Annotated in this window: 15 protein-coding genes; 9 read left to right on the plus strand and 6 right to left on the minus strand. The window is 66.5% G+C overall.

Going from position 1 to position 17,679, the window contains the following annotated elements:
• Positions 1-6: 6 nt before the first annotated feature.
• A complete protein-coding gene (locus JY500_RS16270) occupies positions 7-246 on the minus strand; it encodes a PP0621 family protein (RefSeq protein WP_172197042.1) in 240 nt (79 codons plus the stop codon).
• A gap of 58 nt (positions 247-304) precedes the next feature.
• Positions 305-1,459, minus strand: coding sequence for a methionine aminotransferase (locus JY500_RS16275; protein ID WP_172197039.1), 1,155 nt, complete (start codon positions 1,457-1,459; stop codon positions 305-307).
• Between the two features lie 144 nt (positions 1,460-1,603).
• On the opposite strand from JY500_RS16275, the gene JY500_RS16280 reads away from it, so the two are divergent.
• From JY500_RS16280 to JY500_RS16295, 4 genes are all read left to right on the plus strand, one after another.
• Entirely contained in the window at positions 1,604-3,826 is a 2,223-nt protein-coding gene (locus JY500_RS16280) for a putative bifunctional diguanylate cyclase/phosphodiesterase (protein ID WP_206253821.1), read from the plus strand.
• A gap of 60 nt (positions 3,827-3,886) precedes the next feature.
• A complete protein-coding gene (gene mtnA, locus JY500_RS16285) occupies positions 3,887-4,927 on the plus strand; it encodes an S-methyl-5-thioribose-1-phosphate isomerase (RefSeq protein ID WP_206253822.1) in 1,041 nt (346 codons plus the stop codon).
• Positions 4,924-5,562 carry a class II aldolase/adducin family protein gene (locus JY500_RS16290; RefSeq protein ID WP_172197033.1) on the plus strand — a complete coding sequence of 213 codons (639 nt, stop codon included), beginning with the start codon at positions 4,924-4,926 and terminating at the stop codon, positions 5,560-5,562. The genes mtnA and JY500_RS16290 overlap by 4 nt, the downstream gene beginning before the upstream one ends.
• 446 nt (positions 5,563-6,008) lie before the next feature.
• A complete protein-coding gene (locus tag JY500_RS16295) occupies positions 6,009-6,950 on the plus strand; it encodes a carboxylesterase family protein (protein WP_206253823.1) in 942 nt (313 codons plus the stop codon).
• Positions 6,951-7,056: 106 nt separating this feature from the next.
• On the opposite strand, the gene JY500_RS16300 is transcribed toward JY500_RS16295, so the two are convergent.
• Genes JY500_RS16300 through JY500_RS16310 form a run of 3 tightly spaced genes read right to left on the minus strand, consistent with a single transcriptional unit; the run spans position 7,057 to position 9,343 of the window.
• On the minus strand, positions 7,057-7,893 hold the full coding sequence (locus JY500_RS16300) for a bile acid:sodium symporter family protein (protein ID WP_206253824.1): 837 nt from the start codon (positions 7,891-7,893) through the stop codon (positions 7,057-7,059).
• A gap of 53 nt (positions 7,894-7,946) precedes the next feature.
• Positions 7,947-8,453: an LEA/WHy family protein gene (locus JY500_RS16305; protein ID WP_206253825.1), complete on the minus strand. Its 507-nt coding sequence runs from the start codon at positions 8,451-8,453 to the stop codon at positions 7,947-7,949.
• Positions 8,454-8,455: 2 nt separating this feature from the next.
• Positions 8,456-9,343, minus strand: coding sequence for an NAD(P)-dependent oxidoreductase (locus tag JY500_RS16310; RefSeq protein ID WP_172197022.1), 888 nt, complete (start codon positions 9,341-9,343; stop codon positions 8,456-8,458).
• 88 nt (positions 9,344-9,431) lie between these two features.
• On the opposite strand from JY500_RS16310, the gene ybiB (JY500_RS16315) reads away from it, so the two are divergent.
• Complete coding sequence (gene ybiB, locus JY500_RS16315; RefSeq protein WP_206253826.1) at positions 9,432-10,343, plus strand: DNA-binding protein YbiB; 912 nt, start codon at positions 9,432-9,434, stop codon at positions 10,341-10,343.
• Between the two features lie 99 nt (positions 10,344-10,442).
• Here the strand turns inward: ybiB (JY500_RS16315) and JY500_RS16320 are convergent, their stop codons facing one another.
• Positions 10,443-12,053, minus strand: a complete 1,611-nt coding sequence (locus JY500_RS16320) for a methyl-accepting chemotaxis protein (protein WP_206253827.1) — start codon at positions 12,051-12,053, stop codon at positions 10,443-10,445.
• Positions 12,054-12,313: 260 nt separating this feature from the next.
• On the opposite strand from JY500_RS16320, the gene JY500_RS16325 reads away from it, so the two are divergent.
• The 4 genes from JY500_RS16325 to JY500_RS16340 all read left to right on the plus strand — a co-directional run bounded on the left by JY500_RS16325 (position 12,314) and on the right by JY500_RS16340 (position 17,636).
• Entirely contained in the window at positions 12,314-15,049 is a 2,736-nt protein-coding gene (locus tag JY500_RS16325) for a nitrate reductase (RefSeq protein WP_206253828.1), read from the plus strand.
• Between the two features lie 130 nt (positions 15,050-15,179).
• Positions 15,180-16,154: a DNA-binding protein YbiB gene (gene ybiB, locus JY500_RS16330; protein WP_172197014.1), complete on the plus strand. Its 975-nt coding sequence runs from the start codon at positions 15,180-15,182 to the stop codon at positions 16,152-16,154.
• 145 nt (positions 16,155-16,299) lie between these two features.
• Positions 16,300-16,812 carry a disulfide bond formation protein B gene (locus JY500_RS16335; RefSeq protein WP_172197012.1) on the plus strand — a complete coding sequence of 171 codons (513 nt, stop codon included), beginning with the start codon at positions 16,300-16,302 and terminating at the stop codon, positions 16,810-16,812.
• An 80-nt stretch (positions 16,813-16,892) separates the two neighbouring features.
• On the plus strand, positions 16,893-17,636 hold the full coding sequence (locus tag JY500_RS16340; RefSeq protein ID WP_206253829.1) for a hypothetical protein: 744 nt from the start codon (positions 16,893-16,895) through the stop codon (positions 17,634-17,636).
• The last annotated feature ends 43 nt before the right edge of the window (positions 17,637-17,679 follow it).

Genomic DNA, 17,679 nt, shown 5'->3' on the forward strand with positions numbered 1-17,679 from the left:
CCCCCATCAGGCGCGCGGGCCGAGTTGGCGGTGCGCGTCGCTGCAGTAGAAGTGGCCGCCCTCCATCACACCCTCGCTTTCCGGCACATGCAGGCCGCACTGTGCGCAAGCCGTGATGCGTTCGGGTTCGGCCGGTGGCTGTGGGGCCGGATTGCCGCGGCGGGGACGCGATGCGCCACCATCGAATTTGCGGCGCAGCAACCAGATAGCAAGGATGCCCAGCAGGAAGAGGAGTATTTTGCCCACGTCAGGCGCCCCATCGCGATGCAGAAGCCGCCGAGTTTACCACCCGGTGCATGGGCGCTCAGAGGGCTGCAAGGCGCGCGGCCGCAGCATCCAGTGTCGCGTCCTGCTTGGCGAAGCAAAGCCGCACGATGCGTTCGTCGCGGGGCTCGCGCGAAAACACCGAAACCGGAATGGCCGCTACGCCGGCTTCGCGCGTGAGCCATTCGGCGAACGCAACGTCCGGCAGATCGGAGATCGCACGGTAGTCGACCAGCTGAAAGTAGGTGCCAGCGCACGGCAGCAGGCGCAGCCTGCTTGTGGCCAACTGTGCGCGCAGGCGATCGCGCTTCGTCTGGTAAAACGCGGCCAGCCCCCGCCAGGTCTCTGGCCGCCCCGCAACCGTCGCAAAGGCGGCTTGAGCCGGACTGTTCACGGTGAAGACGTTGAACTGGTGCACCTTGCGGAATTCGGCCATCAGCGCTGCCGGGCCAAAGACGTAGCCGACTTTCCAACCGGTGACGTGATAGGTCTTGCCAAAGCTCGACACGCCGATCGCCCGGCACGCGAGCGCTGGATGGCGGGCAACACTCTGGTGTTCGGCGCCGTCGAAGACCATGTGCTCATAGACCTCGTCGGACAGCACACAGACGCGCGACCCATCGAGTAGCGCAGCGAGCTGCAGCATGTCTTCCCGCGGCCAGATCGAGCCCGTCGGGTTGTGCGGTGTATTCACGATCACCAGCCGCGTGCGCGGGCTCAGTGCTGCCTTGAAGGCATCCCAGTCCGGACGCCAGTCCGGTGCACGCAGCGGGATCCCCCGCAATTGCGCGCCCTGCAACCGCACTGCCGGGCCGTACGCGTCATACGCCGGCTCGAACACGATGACCTCGTCGCCCGGCTGCACCAGCGCGGCAATGGCTGTGAACAGGGCCTGTGTCGCGCCCGCCGTCACCGTGATCTCGGACTCGGGCTCATACCGCGCGCCGTATTCGCCCTCCAGCTTGTGCGCGATCGCTTCGCGCAGCGCCGGCAAGCCGGCCATCGGCGGGTACTGGTTATGGCCGGCAGCAATGGCCTCTGACACCGCGGCGGCGAGCGCGGGATCGGGCGAGAAGTCCGGAAAGCCTTGCGACAGGTTGATCGCGCCGCAAGCCTGAGCGAGCCGCGACATCACGGTAAAGATGGTGGTGCCCACATCGGGCAACCGGCTATCGATCGGAACTGGAGTATCCAAACCAACTCTCCTCGCACGCTAGAGCCGCAAGTCTATTCCGGCGTAAGCTTGCGCAGGAGCCTCAAGTCGCGGGCTACGCGTCCGTAGACGTGAGAAGAGAGGCTCTGAATCGGCAAAGAGCCCTACCACACCGGGGAGATAGCGGTGACCGATCTTTTGGCGGCGGATGACGAGCTGGTCTTTGCGCCGGAAGGCGATGACGATGTCGAACATGGCGCGGCGGCGGTATGGCGCGTTCTGATCGTCGACGATGACCAGGATGTTCACGCATCGACGGAGCTCGCACTCAAGGGCACACCGATCCTCGGGCGCCCGCTGGAGTTCCTGCACACCTACAGCGCCGCCGAAACGGTGCAGTTCCTGCGGCGCGAGCAGGACATTTCGGTGATCCTGCTTGATGTGGTGATGGAAAGCGAGAACGCCGGCCTGAACCTCGTGCACATCATCCGCGAAGAACTGGGCCTGCAGGAAACGCGCATCGTGCTGCGCACCGGGCAGCCCGGCTATGCGCCGGAAATCCAGGCGATCCGCGATTACGACATCAACGACTACAAGACCAAGTCCGAACTCACCCACACGCGGCTCTACACCACGCTGACGGTTGCGATCCGGTCCTACGACCAGATCCGCGCGATCAACGCGAACCGCCGCGGGCTGGACATGATCGTGCGAGCCAGTGGCGAGCTGATGGAGCTGCGTGGCATCCAGGGCTTCGCCGCCGGTGTCATCACGCAACTTGCGGCCCTGCTGCGGCTACCGCCCGAGGGGCTGATCTGTGCGCAGGAAAACGGCAGCGGCGACGACGGTGTTCAGGTCGTTGCGGCCGGAGGCAAGTTCAGCGGGCTGATCAACCAATCGATCCGCGACATCCCGGATCGTGTGGTGCGGGAGCACCTCAACCGCGCCCTCGCATCGGGCAAGAACCAATACGACCAGGGCTCCACAACGCTGTTGCTCAACGGCTCGGGTCGCCGAATCGCCGTCTATCTGGAAAGCACGCACGCGATCGAGGAAATCGACCGCCACCTGCTTGAGGTGTTCTGCACCAACATTGCCGCCGGTTTCGAAAACACCGCCCTGTTCAGCCGCCTGCAGAACATCGCCTACGTCGACGCCCTTACCAGCCTGCCCAACCGGGTGCGCTTCCTTCAGTGCATTGACGAGCGCCTGCAGGGCAACCGCAAGAACGAATCGACCGTCGCGCTGGTCGACATCGACGAGTTTGCCGAGACCAACGACGCACTCGGGCACAAGTTCGGTGACAAGCTGCTGCTGGCCGTCGCCCTTCGTCTGCGCGACCGGATGCCCGGCGCCATCGTCGCGCGGATCGCCGGCGATACCTTCGGCATCCTCGGCGAAGTGTCGGTGGTCACGCCGGCAGCACTCTCCGCTGTCTTCGCCGACCCGTTTATCGTCGATGAGCAGGAGATCGTGATCTCCGCAACGCAAGGTTATTTGCTGCTGCGCGAGGCAGACGGCAGCAGCGCGGACGCCTTGAAGAACACCAACCTCGCTCTCAAGCGGGCAAAGAGCCGGCACCGTGGGGAACACAGCTTCTTCACGCGCGACATGAACGTCGAGATCGAGGAGCGGGTCAAGCTGCTCCACGGCCTGCGCAGTGCATTCGACAACGAACGCCTGTTCCTGATGTACCAGCCGCAGGTTCGTATCGAGAGCGGCGAGCCGGTCGGCGTCGAAGCGCTGATCCGCTGGCGGGGTGACGATGGCCGCTTCATCCCGCCCGATCGCTTCATTCCGCTCGCCGAACACTCGGGCCTGATCGTCAATATCGGCAACTGGGTCATGCGCCTGGCGTGCTACGAACAGGTCAAGATCGCCGCTGCCGGCTTCCCGAACGTGCAGATGGCGGTCAACGTATCGCTGGCGCAGTTCCGCCATCAGGACTTCATCAATCAGGTCAGATCGGCACTGGCCGATACCGGCGCGGTCGCCCACCAGATCGAGCTTGAGATCACCGAGTCGATGGCCATGGAGGACGCAGATTTTGTCGCCGGCAAGCTCAACGAGCTGGCACAGCTTGGCGTCAAGGTCGCCATCGACGATTTCGGTACGGGCTTCTCTTCGCTTTCCTACCTGCAACGACTGCGCGTCGATCGACTGAAGATCGACCGCTCCTTCGTGAAGGACTTGTGCACGAACCAGCGGTGCCGCCAGGTCGCGGAAATGGTGATCCAGCTCAGCCGGAAGCTCGGCCTGGGGGTGATCGCCGAGGGCGTTGAAGAGGCCGACCAGGCCAAGGTACTGCTGGGGCTGGGCTGCCCGGATGCACAAGGCTACCTGTACGCCCGCCCGATGGAGCCCGAGGCGCTGCACGACTGGCTCGCAGAGCGCCGCGCACGCGGCTGAACCGCTGGCGGTTTGACCTGACGGCTTGCCCCGCTTGGCGCGAGCGGCCATCATCGGCGCATGGAACTCGCTCCCCTGATACCGCTCGACGGCGCGATTGCCGTCATCGACCAGACCCGTCTGCCCTTCGCCCGAACCACCCGCACGCTTGCCAATCTGGAAGCCTGCGCGCTAGCCATCGAGACCATGGTGGTCCGCGGCGCGCCGCTGATTGGCGCCACGGCCGCGTTCGGCGTCGCCATCGCGATGCGGCACGACACCAGCAACGACGCGCTCGAAGCTGCGCTGACGCGCCTCGGCCGCACCCGCCCAACAGCCGTCAACTTGCACTGGGCGCTCGCCCGCATGGCAACCAAGCTTCGTCCGCTGACTCCGGACCTACGAAGCGCAGCAGCCTGGCGCGAAGCGCTCGCGGTTCACGCCGAAGACATCGCCGCCAACCGCGCGCTGGGCGAATATGGCCGCTCGCTGCTCGCCCGCCACGCCGAAGGGCTCGATCGCCCGCTGCGGGTCATGACCCACTGCAACGCCGGAGCGCTTGCCACCTGCGGCTGGGGCACGGCCCTCGCGCCAATCTATCTCGCGCATCAAGCAGGTCTGTCGATCGAAGTCTGGGTCAGCGAAACACGGCCCCGCAACCAGGGCCTGCTCACCGCGTGGGAGCTGTCTGAAGGCGGTGTGCCGCACACCCTGATCGCCGACAACGCGGCCGGGCTGCTGATGCGCCAAGGCCTGGTCGATGTCGTGATCACAGGCGCCGACCGCATTGCCGCCAATGGCGATACCGCCAACAAGGTCGGTACCTACCTGAAAGCGCTTGCCGCCCGCGAACACGGCGTGCCCTTCTACATCGCGGCGCCCACCAGCACGATCGACGCAGCCAGCCCGGATGGCGACGCGATCCCGATCGAATCCCGCAGCGACGACGAAATCTGCGTGCTGCATGGCATCGATGGCGCCGGCGAGGCGGCGCAGGTTCGCATGTTCAATGGCCCTTGCGCCAACCCGGCCTTCGACGTCACGCCTGCCGCGCTGATCGCCGGCATTCTCACCGAACGCGGCCGCTTCGATGCAGCCCGCATTACGGAGGCGCTTGCATGAACAGCATCGAAGCCCAACGCGACGCCCTGCTCGCCAGCGCACGCCACATCGCAGCCCTTGGGCTCAACCCCGGCGCCGCAGGCAACCTCAGCGTGCGCCACGGCGATGGCATGCTGATCACGCCATCGGGCCTGCCATGGGAAGAACTGACGCGCATCGACTTCGTCACCGTCGCCGCTGACGGCAGCTACACCGGCCCGCGCGCGCCGTCGTCCGAATGGCAACTGCATCGCGACCTCTATCTGTCGCGCCCCGACTTCGGCGCAGTGATCCACACCCACTCGCCTTTCTGTACCGCACTGGCCTGCCTGCACCGCACGATTCCGCCCTTTCACTACATGGTCGCCCGTTTCGGCGGCCACGACGTGCGCTGCGCTGCATATGCCACCTACGGCACGGCTGCGCTGTCCGAGGCTACGCTGATTGCGATGGCTGATCGCAATGGCTGCCTGCTGGGCAACCACGGCATGGTGGTCGCCGGCCGCGACCTGCGCCACGCCCAGGCCTTGGCGGTCGAACTCGAAAGCCTTGCCGAACAGTACTGGCGAGCCTGCCAGCTCGGCGACCCGGTGCTGCTACCGGAAGACGAGATCGCCCGCGTCCGCGAAAAGTTCAAGGGCTACGGGGTGCGCTGACGCGCCTCTCGGCCCGAGTTGCGCGCGCTCTCACCGTCGTGCAATGAGTCACGGCGATACGCTCATTTAATGCAATCATCATTTAGGCGCTCATACCATTCATGGCCGGCGACGACTGGCATGCGAATTACCCCCCGTCGCATCGTCGGTTACCAGCCAATAATAGGAGGAGTGGAATGAGTGCCTGTAAGAAGAGCTTTCCGGCAATCCTTGCTTCGCTAGGTCTTATCGTATCGTTAGCGACGCTGAGCGGATGCGGCGGCAATGGGGAGTCAGCGCCAACAAGCAACCAGCCGACCACGGCCGCAGAGGTTCGCACCGCAGAGCGAATCGCGACGGTCGAATCGCCGGGTGAGTTCGTCGTTCAATCCTTGGCGTTGCCGGTCGGCGGCGCATCGCAATACCTTGTATACCTGCCGAAGGGCTTCCGGACTTCAGGCCCGGGCATGAGCGACATGCGCGGACGCCTGTGGCCAATGGTCGTTTACCTGCACGGTTCTTCGCCAGACGGCTCGCCGAAAACCATGGAGCAGCTCCGTGGTGACGGCATCAACTACTACATCGAACATGGCGGCCAGGACTTTCCGGCGATCGTCGTGTCGCCACTTGAGGCCTCTTATTTCCATGATGAAGCCTTCGTGGACGCCGTCATACGCGATGCGCAGGCAAAGTACGCGGTCGATCGATCGCGCGTAAGCCTTGCCGGCTTCAGCTTGGGCGGCCTCGGCGCCTACCCTGTGGCGCTGGCATTTCCTCACCGCTTCTCGGCCGTCCTCGCCGCCGGCGGAGGCTTCACGGACGACCTGTTCTTCGGCCCACAAGCAATAACTGAATACGGAAACGGGCTACGCCACCTGCAGAACACGCCGTTCCATGTCGTGCATGGTGACGCCGACATGAACGTGCCGGTCGCGGTCGCCGACAACGCCGTCAAGGCGCTGCGCAACGCAGAGGTAACGGTGACGTATGACCGAATGCCAGGCGTCGATCATCTCGGCAGCACGAACTACGCTTTCAACGCGGAGAGTCTCGGCGCGCTGATCAAGCAACGCGGTGAACGTCTCGACGACGAGACTAATCACATTCACCATGCAGACCGACTCGTAGGACGCTACGAGTTCGCAAGCACGTCGGGGAGCCCGCAAGTGCTGCACCTGAGCGTCGACACGCAAGGGCGACTGGTTGTCGAAAACGAGACCTTCGCAACCACGACGGCCTACTACCCGATCGGTGACGACCGGTATGTCAGCAATTCAATGTTCTACCGCGTGGTTCGAAATGCGGACGGGCGCATGAGCTGCATGTACTGGATCGGGACGTTCTGGGGCGCGCCGATCTACACCGACGCCGAACACGCGGCCACTTGCGGATACGGGCCGCAGAACTGACGCATCACACATGGCGGCAACTTGGGGCAGGCAAGCCCGGGGGTGCCGCCTGCAAACGCTGCCGGGCGACAGAGCCCACACCGCTCACCGCCCGGCCGCCATCGCGTCAGCCCGACGCGGCGCTTCGCCGACGCCACATCAGGTAGGGCACGGTCACGATCAGCGAACACAGCAAGTAGGCAGTGATCAGCAGCACCGCGTAGGGGCCGGGCATTGAGGCTGCAACCAGTACCGCGAGGCCGACATGCCGCGTTGAGCAGGTGATGGCCAAGGCGGTGCGCTCGTGCGGATCCGGGCCACCCAACAGATGGCCGATCACGAGTGCGATCAGCAGCAAGCCGGTCATGGCGACGAAGGACCGCGGCGGCACATCCAGAAGCATGTGGCCAAACATCAGCAGCATCGCCAGGCCCATCAGCATCAGCAAGGACCCCAGCGCAGCAATCAGGCGATCCGCCCAGCGCTCGCAGATCGCCGGCCACATCGCGCGCAGCGCCATGCCCGCGAGCAAGGGCAAAAGAATGGTCTGCGCGACCGACATCGCGATCTGAAGCGGCTCGACCTGCCGATCGAGCTCGAAATGCGGGCCGAGCACCATCACCCAAACGGGCACGAATGCGACGGCCAGGAACGACGAGGTCACGACGAGGCTGAAGACGTAAGGCGAGCGCCCGATGGCGCCGAGCTTGCGCGGCAGCATCGGCGCACCGGCCGACACCGCGAGCACCAGCAGCGCTGCGCGCGCGACGTTGCCGAGCGGCACGAACTCGTCGATCAGCACCGCCGCAGCCGGCACCAGCACATACATCGCGAGCAATGCCCGCGACAGCAGTGCCGGCCTCTGCCACAGGTAAGCGACTTGCCGCACGGACGAGGCTGCGCCGATGGCCAGCAACATGACCGCCACGGCGCCCTTCAGCAAACCGAAAAAGATCGCCAGCAAGGCGGCCTCCAGTCAGCCAAACATGCCGACGCCACGTGCCGGCGCGTCAAGGTTCAGAACTGCCCGCGCTGGCCAGCCGGCGCGGTGGTGCCAGCCTTCTCGGCGAGTTTGTCGAGCGACAGTTCCCCCTTGCGGTCGAACGGCAGGCGACCGTAGTCGCGCGTCAGCACTTCGCCGTGCACCCGGTAGCCAAAAGCCTTGCCCCCCTCGAACACCTTGGGTAGCTTGGCCAGCAATTCGATCAGCGAGGCCGACACGTCCACGCCGACAGTCGTCTCACCGAGGCGTGGCAGCACCACGGACTGGCCAGTCATGCCGGTGGCGACCTTCTGTCCATTGATCTCGAAACCGAAGGTCATTCCATCAACGGTGATGTCCTTTTCGTTCGGATTGCTGACGCGCAGCGTCAGATGCATGCGCTGCTGCAGCATGCCGCCGCCGGGCAGCAGCGATACATCCTCGACGCTGACCTCAGGCTTCTGCAGGCCAAGCGCCATGATCGCGCAGCCGGCCGCGAGCAACAGCCAGCCGAGGACCAGCGGGCGGGCGATCGCACGCATGATCACTCCCGCCCCGAGAGTTTTTCGAGCAGACGCAACAGCGAGATCGAATCGTCCTCGCCCATGCCACAGCCCACCGCGCCGTTGAGCATCTGCGCAGTGGCCGCGCTGTTGGGCAGCGAGACACCCATCTTGTGCGCTTCGTCGAGCACGATGCGCAGGTCTTTCTGATGCATCCAGGCCTTGAAGCCAGGCTTGAAGTTGCGGTCGAGCATGCGCTGGCCGTGGTTCTCCAGGATGCGGCTGTAGGCAAAGCCGCCCAGCATCGCTTCGCGGACCCGAGCCGGATCAACGCCGGAGGCGCGCGCAAAATGCAGCGCCTCGGCCACGATTGCCACGCCCGCGCCGGTAAGGATCTGGTTGCACGCCTTGGCCACCTGTCCGGCACCGCTCTCGCCAATCCAGGTAACCGTCTTGCCCATGCCTTCCAGCACTGGCCGCGCCCGCTCGAACGCGGCCTGATGGCCGCCGACCATGATCGTCAGGCTGCCGGCGATCGCACCGACCTCGCCGCCCGACACCGGTGCGTCAAGCATCGTCACGCCGCGTTCGGCCATTCGGGCAGCGATCGACCGCGCGGCAGAGGGCGCGATGGTGCTCATGTCGATGAACACCAGATCGACCCGGTTGGCGGCCTCCGCCCCTTCGGCGACACCACGCGCGCCCAACGCCACCTCTTCAACATCCGGCGCGTCGGCCACCATGCTGATCACCACGTCGCAGTCGCGCGCCAGCGCGGCGGGCGATTCGGCGGGTTTGGCGCCGGCGATCAGGAGCGGCTGCATCGACTCTGCGCGGCGGGTCCATACCGCCACCTCATGCCCGCCCTTGAGCAGGTTGAGCGCCATCGGCCGCCCCATGATCCCCAAACCGACAAATCCGACTCTCATGATTCCTCCGTAGAATGCCGCCACCGGCATGGCGCTTGCGTGCGCCGCCGGCGAGAAAATCCAAGCCACGGAACGAAAGATACGCTCCATGCAATACGCCCCGATCATCAAGGAAATCGGACGAGGCGCCAAGGGCGCACGGCCAATGACCGAAGCGCAGGCCGAAAGCCTGTTCGGCGACATCCTAGACCAGCGCGTGCCCGACCTCGAGCTTGGCGCGATCCTGCTTTCGATGCGGATCAAAGGCGAAGATGCCGACGAGCTTGCTGGCTTCAAACGCGCGATGGACGCGCGCACCGCACAGGTCGCGGTGCCTGCCGGGCCGCGCTGCGTGGTGCTGCCGACCTACAACGGCGGGCGCAAGCAGGCCAACCTGATGCCGCTGGTGGCGCTGTTGCTCGCGCGCGACGGCGTGCCGGTGCTGATCCAGGGGCGGCACGACTTCGAGAGCCGCGTGAGCCCCTTCGAGCTGTTGGGCGCCCTCGGTATCACCCCGGCGGCGGACACCGACGACGCGGCGCGCCAACTGGCTGATCGTCGCCTCGCGTGCCTGCCGGTCGCGACACTGTGCCCCGGGTTGGATGCGCTGCTCGCCCTGCGGCGCCGCGTCGGCCTGCGCAACAGCGGGCACACGCTTGCCAAGCTGCTGGACCCCTGCCGCGGCCACAGCGTGCGCGTGATCGCGGTGACCCATCCGGAATACCTTGAGCGCATGGCCGAGCAGCTCGACCGGGAACACGCCTGCGCGCTGCTGATGCGGGCGACCGAGGGTGAGGCCTACGCGCACCCGCGGCGTCGGCCCCGCCTGCTGGGTTATGTCGATGGTGCGGCGCGCGTGCTGTTCGAGCAAGAAGATGGCGATCCGACGCGCGAGCCCGGCGAAGGCTGCGCGGTGGCCGACAATGCGGCGCAGATCCGCGCAATGCTCGACGGCGCGCAAGCGGTGCCACAACCGATCCTCGATCAGGTCAGCGCGCTGGCCCAACTGGCACGGGCCTGAAGCAGCACGCGCCGGAGACCGCTGGACGCGCGTGGCGCGCGCCCCTTGCAGGGGAAAACAGCTTGCAACAGACCCCGCCGCTAAATCGCGGCGATTCGCCTATACGGTGAAACGCCCGACCGACCCGGCCAGCCGGCTCATTGCGCCACCCGCATCCTCTGCCAGCGCAGCCGCACGTGCGGCGCTGGCTGCGTTGCGCCCCGCCGCAGCAGCGATATCGCCGATCAGCGCATCGAGCCGCTGCGTCGCGGCCTGCTGCTCGGCGAGCGCTTGCTGGATCCCCGTCATGCCGCATTCCACCTCACCGGCTGCGCGCGGGATCTCATCCACCGCGGCACCCGCCTGTTCGGCTCGCGCCACACTCGCCTGCACGCCCGACACGCTCTGGTCGATCGCGCCGACCGCGGTGTCGATGGTGTTTCGGATACGGCCCACCGTGCCTACGATCAATTCGGTCGAATGCGCAGTGCGCTCGGCCAACTTGCGCACCTCGTCGGCCACCACCGCAAAACCACGCCCCTGCTCGCCAGCGCGCGCCGCTTCGATCGCGGCGTTGAGCGCGAGAAGGTTGGTCTGATCCGCGATCGCCTTGATCTCGCCCACAACGGTGGCGATCTGCACCGCCTCGTCAGAGAGTGAGGACACCACACGAGCTGTTTCATGTACCGACTCAGCAATCGCCCGGATGTCGCCCGCCACCTCGCGCACCTGCTGCGCACCATCGCGCGCGCATTCACCCGACACACGTGCGCGGTCCAGCGCCTGCCCTGCACTCAAGGCGACGGTGGCGATGTTGTCGCGTACCGCGGCGAAGTCGCTGCTCGCGCGTTCGGCCATGAGCTGTTGCGAGCCAGCCTCCTCTCGTACCGAAGCCCCCACCGCCTGCAACGCCTCCACCGCCGACGCGGTCTCCTGCGTCGCGAGCAGGGCATCGCGCACCACGCCCTGCTGCACCGCGAGCAGGCGATCGAAGGCCGCGATCGCATCGCCGATTTCGTCCCCCACGGCGCCGTCGATACGCCTCGAAAGATCGCCGGATGCTGCAATCGCAGCGGCCTCGCGGGCCACGCGGCGCAAGGGCGGGCCTATGCGCCGATAGACGAACAATGCGGTGGCGATCAGCACGATGGCCGCCAGCACACCTACCGCGGCGCTACGCCACACGCTGGCCTGCACGGCGGCGGCTGCCGCGACGCGCTCCTGCTCCGCGGCAGCCGCAATCAGGTCGGTGAGCTTCTCAAGGCTGCCCTCGAGCGCTTCAAAGTCCTGGGTAAAACCGGCGAGTTCCGCCGACTGCGGCGAGGGGTTGGCGAGCAGTGCCTCCGCAGCCTTCAGATAGCGATCGACCACCGGCGCCGCCGCATCCGCGGCCGCACGCGCGTCGACGGGCAGACTCTGTCGATTCCGATCGAAGTTCTCGCGCAGTCGCTTGGCGTGCTCAGCGAAGTCCTTCTGCACCGCGGCCTTGTCGTCACCACCTCCGCTCGACGCCAGCAGCGCGCGCAGCACATCACCGCGAATCGCGTCGTGCATCATGTCGACGTCGGTCTGTCGCAATACCTGTTGCTGGGTGCGCAGGATCGCGTCGATGCCGCCGGCAACTTGCCGCACCCCCGTTTGCGCGAGCAAGGCATTGAGCAACACCGCGAGGATGCCGGCCGCTGCCAGCATCAGCAGCAGCATCTGTATCGACAGCCTACGTCTTGGCATGGCTTTCCTCCGGTCGGAACGACATCAGGACTACGGCAGCGCCAAGCAAGGCTTGAGCCCCCGCTTTCGCCCTATTGCGGTGCATCACGAAACAGCTCAAGCAGCAATGCCGAATCCGCCCCAAGGCGGCGCCCCGCCGCATCAATCTGGTGCCTGCAGCCGGCGTGCTTCGTTCAGTCTGGCTGTCGAAGTCGCCGCCTGCAAGGCGCGCACCGTCATGGCACAGGCATTGCTAACCCGTCCCCGGAGACGAGGAAAAAATGGCTGAAACAAAATCCACCTGCTGCTATTGCGGCGTCGGCTGCGGCGTGATCATCGAACACGATGAAGGCGTCATTACCGGCGTGCGTGGCGACCCCCAACATCCAGCGAATTTCGGCCGCCTGTGCACGAAGGGCTCGACCCTTCACCTGACGGCGGCGCCGAACACCCGCGTTGCGCGTGCCCTGTACCCGGAACTGCGCGCCACGCGCAACGAAGCGCGCAGCCGCATCAGTTGGGATGGCGCACTGGACCATGCGGCCGAACGCTTTGCCGCAATCGTCCGCGAGCACGGCCCCGACGCCGTGGCCTTCTACATTTCGGGCCAGCTGCTGACCGAGGACTACTACGTCTTCAACAAGCTGGCCAAGGGCCTGATCGGCACCAACAACGTCGATACCAACTCGCGCCTGTGCATGAGCAGCGCGGTGGCAGGCTACAAGCAGACGCTCGGCGCCGACGCGCCGCCGGCCAGCTACGAAGACATCGACCACACCGACTGCCTCTTCATCAGTGGCAGCAACACCGCATTCGCGCATCCGATCGTGTTCCGCCGCATCGAAGACGCGCGCAAGGCCAACCCGGCGATGAAGCTGATCGTGGTCGATCCGCGCCGCACCGACACCGCCGAGGCGGCCGACCTGCACCTGGCGATCCTGCCCGGCACCGACATCGCGCTCTACAACGCGATGCTGCATGTGATGCTGTGGGAAGGTTGGGTGGACGAGGCCTACATCGCCGCGCACACCGAGGGCTTCGATGCGCTGCGCAAGGTCGTGCGCGCCTACACGCCGCAAATGGCGGCGGGCATCTGCGGCGTACCGGCGGCGGACATCGAGCGCGCCGCGCAATGGTTCGCCACCTCGAAAGCCACCCTGTCGATGTACTGCCAGGGCCTCAACCAGTCGTCGCACGGCACCCACAACAATGCCGCGCTGATCAACCTCCACCTCGCCTCTGGGCACTTGGGCCGGCCTGGCGCTGGCCCCTTTTCATTGACTGGCCAGCCCAACGCAATGGGCGGGCGGGAGGTGGGCGGCCTTGCCAACCTGCTCTCCGCACACCGTGATCTGGCCAACCCGCAGCACCGCGCAGAAGTCGCCGCCCTGTGGGGCGTGCCGGACGTGCCCGCCGCACCCGGCAAGAGCGCCGTCGAACTGTTTCGCGCGCTGGAATCGGGTGAAATCAAGGCCGCCTGGATCGCCTGCACGAACCCCGCGCAGTCGATGCCGGACGCGGCGCAGATTGCCCGCGCGCTGGACAAGGCCGAGTTCGTCGTGGTGCAGGAAGCCTATGCGACGACCGAAACCGCCGCCTACGCCGACCTGCTGCTGCCCGCCACCACCTGGGGCGAGAAGACCGGCACCGTAACCAACTCCGAGCGGCGCATCTCGCGCGTACGCCCTGCCGTCGCGGCGCCGGGCGAAGCCCGCCATGACTGGGCAATCGCTGTCGACTTCGCGCGCCGCCTCGGCCATGCACTCGGCAACCCGCTCACCGACGCCCTGTTTCCCTATGCGGACGAAGAGGCGATCTGGAACGAACATCGCGAGACCACACGCGGCCGCGATCTGGACATCACCGGCCTGTCGTACGCGACGCTTGAAACCGAGGGTCCGCAACAATGGCCCTTCCCGAGCGGCGCCGGCAGCGGCAAGACACGGCTCTATGAAGACGGCGTGTTCCCCACCGAATCCGGCCGCGCGAAGTTTGTCGCCGCCGAGCACCTGCCCGTCGCCGAACCGGTGTCGGCCAAATACCCGATCGCGCTGACCACCGGCCGGCTACGCGATCAGTGGCACGGCATGAGCCGCACCGGCACGCTGGCGCGCCTGTTCGCCCATGAGGCAGAACCGCTGCTGCATCTGAACCAGGCCGATCTGGAACGCCGCGGGCTCGCCGAGGGTGATCTGGTTCGCGTGTCCAGCCGGCGCGGCGCGGTGATCGTGAAGGTCGCCGCGAGCGATTCGGTGCGGCCGGGCCAAGCCTTCCTGCCGATGCATTGGGGCGCAAACACGATGGGCGGCTACGGCGTGAACGTGCTCACCGTGTCAGCCTTCGACCCGTACTCGAAGCAGCCGGAGCTCAAGCACGCGGCGGTGCAGGTCGAGAAATATGCCGAAGGGCGAGAGGTCGTGGCGCTGCGTCGTGTCGAGGCGGACGCCGATGCCGAGCATGGTGCGATGGCGGTGATGGCGCGCATGCGCGACGCCCTGCAGCGCGAGATGCCGGAAGCCAGCTACGCGAGCCTCACACTCGCGGGCCGCGACGCGCCGGTGGTAGTGCTGAAAGCCCGTGTGCCGGAGACCCGAGACGCGGCGATGGCTGCACTGGATGCCGCCACCACGCTGGACGATCCGCTCGCGCTGATCTACCGCGACACGCGCCGCGACATCACCAAACGCGCGCGCATCGATGGCGATACGCTCAGTGCCGTGCGCCTGGTCGGCGAAGCGAAAGCCGCCGGCTGGCTGCAGGACATGATGGCCCAGGGCACGCCGGCCGGCGAAGCGCGCAAGTGGCTGCTGGCGCCGCTGACGCAACCGCCCGCCGGGCAGCAGCAGCGCGGCAAGGTGGTGTGCAACTGTTTCGACGTAGCCGAGCGCGACATCGTTGCGGCCTTCAAGGCCGGCGAATCGCTCGAAGCCTTGCAGACGCGCACACGCTGCGGCACCAACTGCGGCTCGTGCGTACCCGAACTCAAGCGGCTGGCCTCGATGGGGCAGCCCGAATGACATGCCGCGGCGTCGCACGGTTACCCCGGACGACGCCGTTCCCCGGTGCGGCTGCCGGCGATCCCGGCAATCCGCATCGACAACAACGAGAACACTCGCCAAGCACTCTCTACCCCTGGAGGTTCGCGTGATGGATGTTGCCAACGCGCTCACGAAAATCGGGCGCGGTCCAACGCTGTGCGAAGACCTCGCACGCGACGAAGCCTACGCCCTGTTCAAACGCATGCTGTCCGGCACCGTGTCGCCGGTGCGGCTCGGCGCCCTCTTGATGGCGCTGCGCTGGAAGGGCGAAACGATCGACGAACTGCTCGGTTTCGCCGAGGCACTCGGCGAACACACGATTTCGATGCAGGCGCCGCATGGCTCGCGCCGCGTCGCGATCATCCCGACCTACGCCAGCCGCCACAGCCAGCCCAACCTGATGCCCGCGCTCGCCTTGCGACTCGCGCAAACCGGCGTGCCGGTGCTGGTTCATGGCTCGCTCGGCGAGGGGCGCCTGCCGCCCAGCTTCGATGTGCTGCGAAGGCTCGGGCGGCCGCATGCCACCACGCTCGCCGAAGCGGCCGAATCGCTTGCGCTGCACAACCTCGCGGTCGTGCCGACCCGCCTGCTCGCGCCGGAACTCGACGCGCTGCTGTTGCTGCGGGACGAGCTGGGCGCCCGCCACGTCGGCCACCTGGTCGCCAAGCTGATCGATCCGATGCCGGACCACAGCCTGCGCCTGATCTGCGCCAGCCAGCCCGAAGCGATCTCGTCGCTACACGACCTGCTGCTCGATATGGGCGCCGAGGCGATGCTGATGCACGCGCCGGACGGAGAGTCCTGCGCCAGCGCCGAGCGCCGCCCCCGCATCGCCTGGCTGCGGCACGGTGAAGCCAACGTGCTTTACGACGAGGAGCCGACAGGCTGGGCACCGCTGCCGCTGCGCTGCGACCCGAACGATCCGGACGCGGTTGCGCAGTTGATCCGGGAGATCATGGAAGGCCGGCGCGCAACGCCGACGCCGCTATCGAACCAGTTGGCGGCCTGCCTGTATGCCACCGGCCATGCACGCGACCTGATGCACGCGCGCGCCATGGTCGCAGTAGGCATCGGCCTGACCTGAGCCGGTCACTCGGCGACCCCGTCGCCAGGCCCGACACGCCCCCACAACGGCGCGGATTTGCCGAATATGACAAATCCGCGCCGTTGCGCAAGGCGTCGTACAATCCACGGTTTGCTTCGGCCAAACCGTACAAACCACCCCCGCCATGATCACCCGCTTCTCGCAACGCCAGCGCTTTTCCGCTATCGCGCTCCTCTGCTTCGGCCTGCTCGGCACCGGTCTGGTGCTGCAAACGCTCAAACACGTGGCGCCGTGCCCGATGTGCATCATGCAGCGCTACGCCTTTGTCGTGGTCGGGCTGTTCGCGCTCATCGCCGCGCTGCATAACCCACGTGGCCGTGGCGGGCAGCTGTATGCCGGCTTGATCGGGCTCGCCGCTGCGACCGGCTTCGGCATTGCCGCGCGGCAGAGTTGGCTGCAATGGTTTCCGCCCAAGTATGTGGAGTGCGGGCCGGATCTCGAGTTCATGATGAACAGTTTCCCGCTCGGGCAGGCACTGCCGATGATCTTCCAGGGCAGCGGCGACTGCGCCAAGGTGGACTGGACCTTCCTCGGTTTGTCGATCGCGAACTGGGCAGGCCTGTGGTTTGCCGCCATCTTCGTGATGGCGCTGACGGTGCTGCTGCAGCGCCGCGAACGCAGCCGCTTCGCAAACTGACGCGAGCGCAGCACACGCGCTAACCCGAATTCCGATGCAGCCCCGTTCAAGTGGGTGTCACCACCCACCGGAGCTGCATCATGACCATCCCACGCCTCACCGCCACCCTGTTGCTGTGGGCCCTTCTCGGGTGCCACAGCGCCACTGCTTCGCTGGTCGAACTTGAAGTCATCGACCGCGAGCGGGCCACACCGATCCAGACCCACACTCACCGCGGCGTGCGCTACGTTGCCGGCACGCCCGGCCAGCGCTATGCGCTACGCTTGACCAATCAAAGCGGCAACCGGGTGCTGGTCGTACTGTCGGTCGATGGCCTCAACGCCGTCAGCGGCGAGACCGCCGCAGTCACCCAGACCGGCTATGTGCTGGAACCCTGGGCAAGCGCGGAAATTGCCGGCTGGCGAAAGAACATGGCCGAGACGGCGGCGTTCTATTTCTCGGCCATGCCGGAATCGTACGCAGCCCGCACCGGCCGCCCGGACAACGTGGGCGTAATCGGTGCGGCCGTGTTCCGCGAGCGCGTCGCGCCACCGCCGCTGGCGATGCCCTCCGCAGCCGCCCGCAGTGCCGAATCCGCCGCCCCAGCGGCGAGCGACATGGGCGCGCAAAAGGCCGAACGCCTCGGCACCGGACACGGTGAGCGTGAATACGCACCGAGCAGCTACACCGAGTTCGTACGCGCGCGCAGCACACCCGACGAGATCGTGCAGATCCGCTACGACAGCTACGCCAACCTGCTTGCCGCCGGCGTGATTCGGCGCGCGTATGTCACGCCAACGACGCCGCAGGCCTTTCCCGGATTTGTCGCAGATCCCCCGCGCTGATCGCCGCAACCGCGCTGCACCACAATCGACCACAGCGCACCGC

The organism is Niveibacterium microcysteis, assembly GCF_017161445.1.
Taxonomy (GTDB): Bacteria; Pseudomonadota; Gammaproteobacteria; order Burkholderiales; family Rhodocyclaceae; genus Niveibacterium; species Niveibacterium microcysteis.

What these genes read in the sequence shown, in the direction of transcription:
- JY500_RS16325 (WP_206253828.1), top strand. Translation starts at nt 12,314, where the DNA reads ATGGCTGAAACAAAATCCACCTGCTGCTATTGCGGCGTCGGCTGCGGC.
- JY500_RS16340 (WP_206253829.1), top strand. Translation starts at nt 16,893, where the DNA reads ATGACCATCCCACGCCTCACCGCCACCCTGTTGCTGTGGGCCCTTCTC.
- JY500_RS16310 (WP_172197022.1), bottom strand. Translation starts at nt 9,343, where the DNA reads ATGAGAGTCGGATTTGTCGGTTTGGGGATCATGGGGCGGCCGATGGCG.
- ybiB (WP_206253826.1), top strand. Translation starts at nt 9,432, where the DNA reads ATGCAATACGCCCCGATCATCAAGGAAATCGGACGAGGCGCCAAGGGC.
- JY500_RS16305 (WP_206253825.1), bottom strand. Translation starts at nt 8,453, where the DNA reads ATGCGTGCGATCGCCCGCCCGCTGGTCCTCGGCTGGCTGTTGCTCGCG.
- JY500_RS16290 (WP_172197033.1), top strand. Translation starts at nt 4,924, where the DNA reads ATGAACAGCATCGAAGCCCAACGCGACGCCCTGCTCGCCAGCGCACGC.
- JY500_RS16335 (WP_172197012.1), top strand. Translation starts at nt 16,300, where the DNA reads ATGATCACCCGCTTCTCGCAACGCCAGCGCTTTTCCGCTATCGCGCTC.
- ybiB (WP_172197014.1), top strand. Translation starts at nt 15,180, where the DNA reads ATGGATGTTGCCAACGCGCTCACGAAAATCGGGCGCGGTCCAACGCTG.
- mtnA (WP_206253822.1), top strand. Translation starts at nt 3,887, where the DNA reads ATGGAACTCGCTCCCCTGATACCGCTCGACGGCGCGATTGCCGTCATC.
- JY500_RS16320 (WP_206253827.1), bottom strand. Translation starts at nt 12,053, where the DNA reads ATGCCAAGACGTAGGCTGTCGATACAGATGCTGCTGCTGATGCTGGCA.
- JY500_RS16295 (WP_206253823.1), top strand. Translation starts at nt 6,009, where the DNA reads ATGAGCGACATGCGCGGACGCCTGTGGCCAATGGTCGTTTACCTGCAC.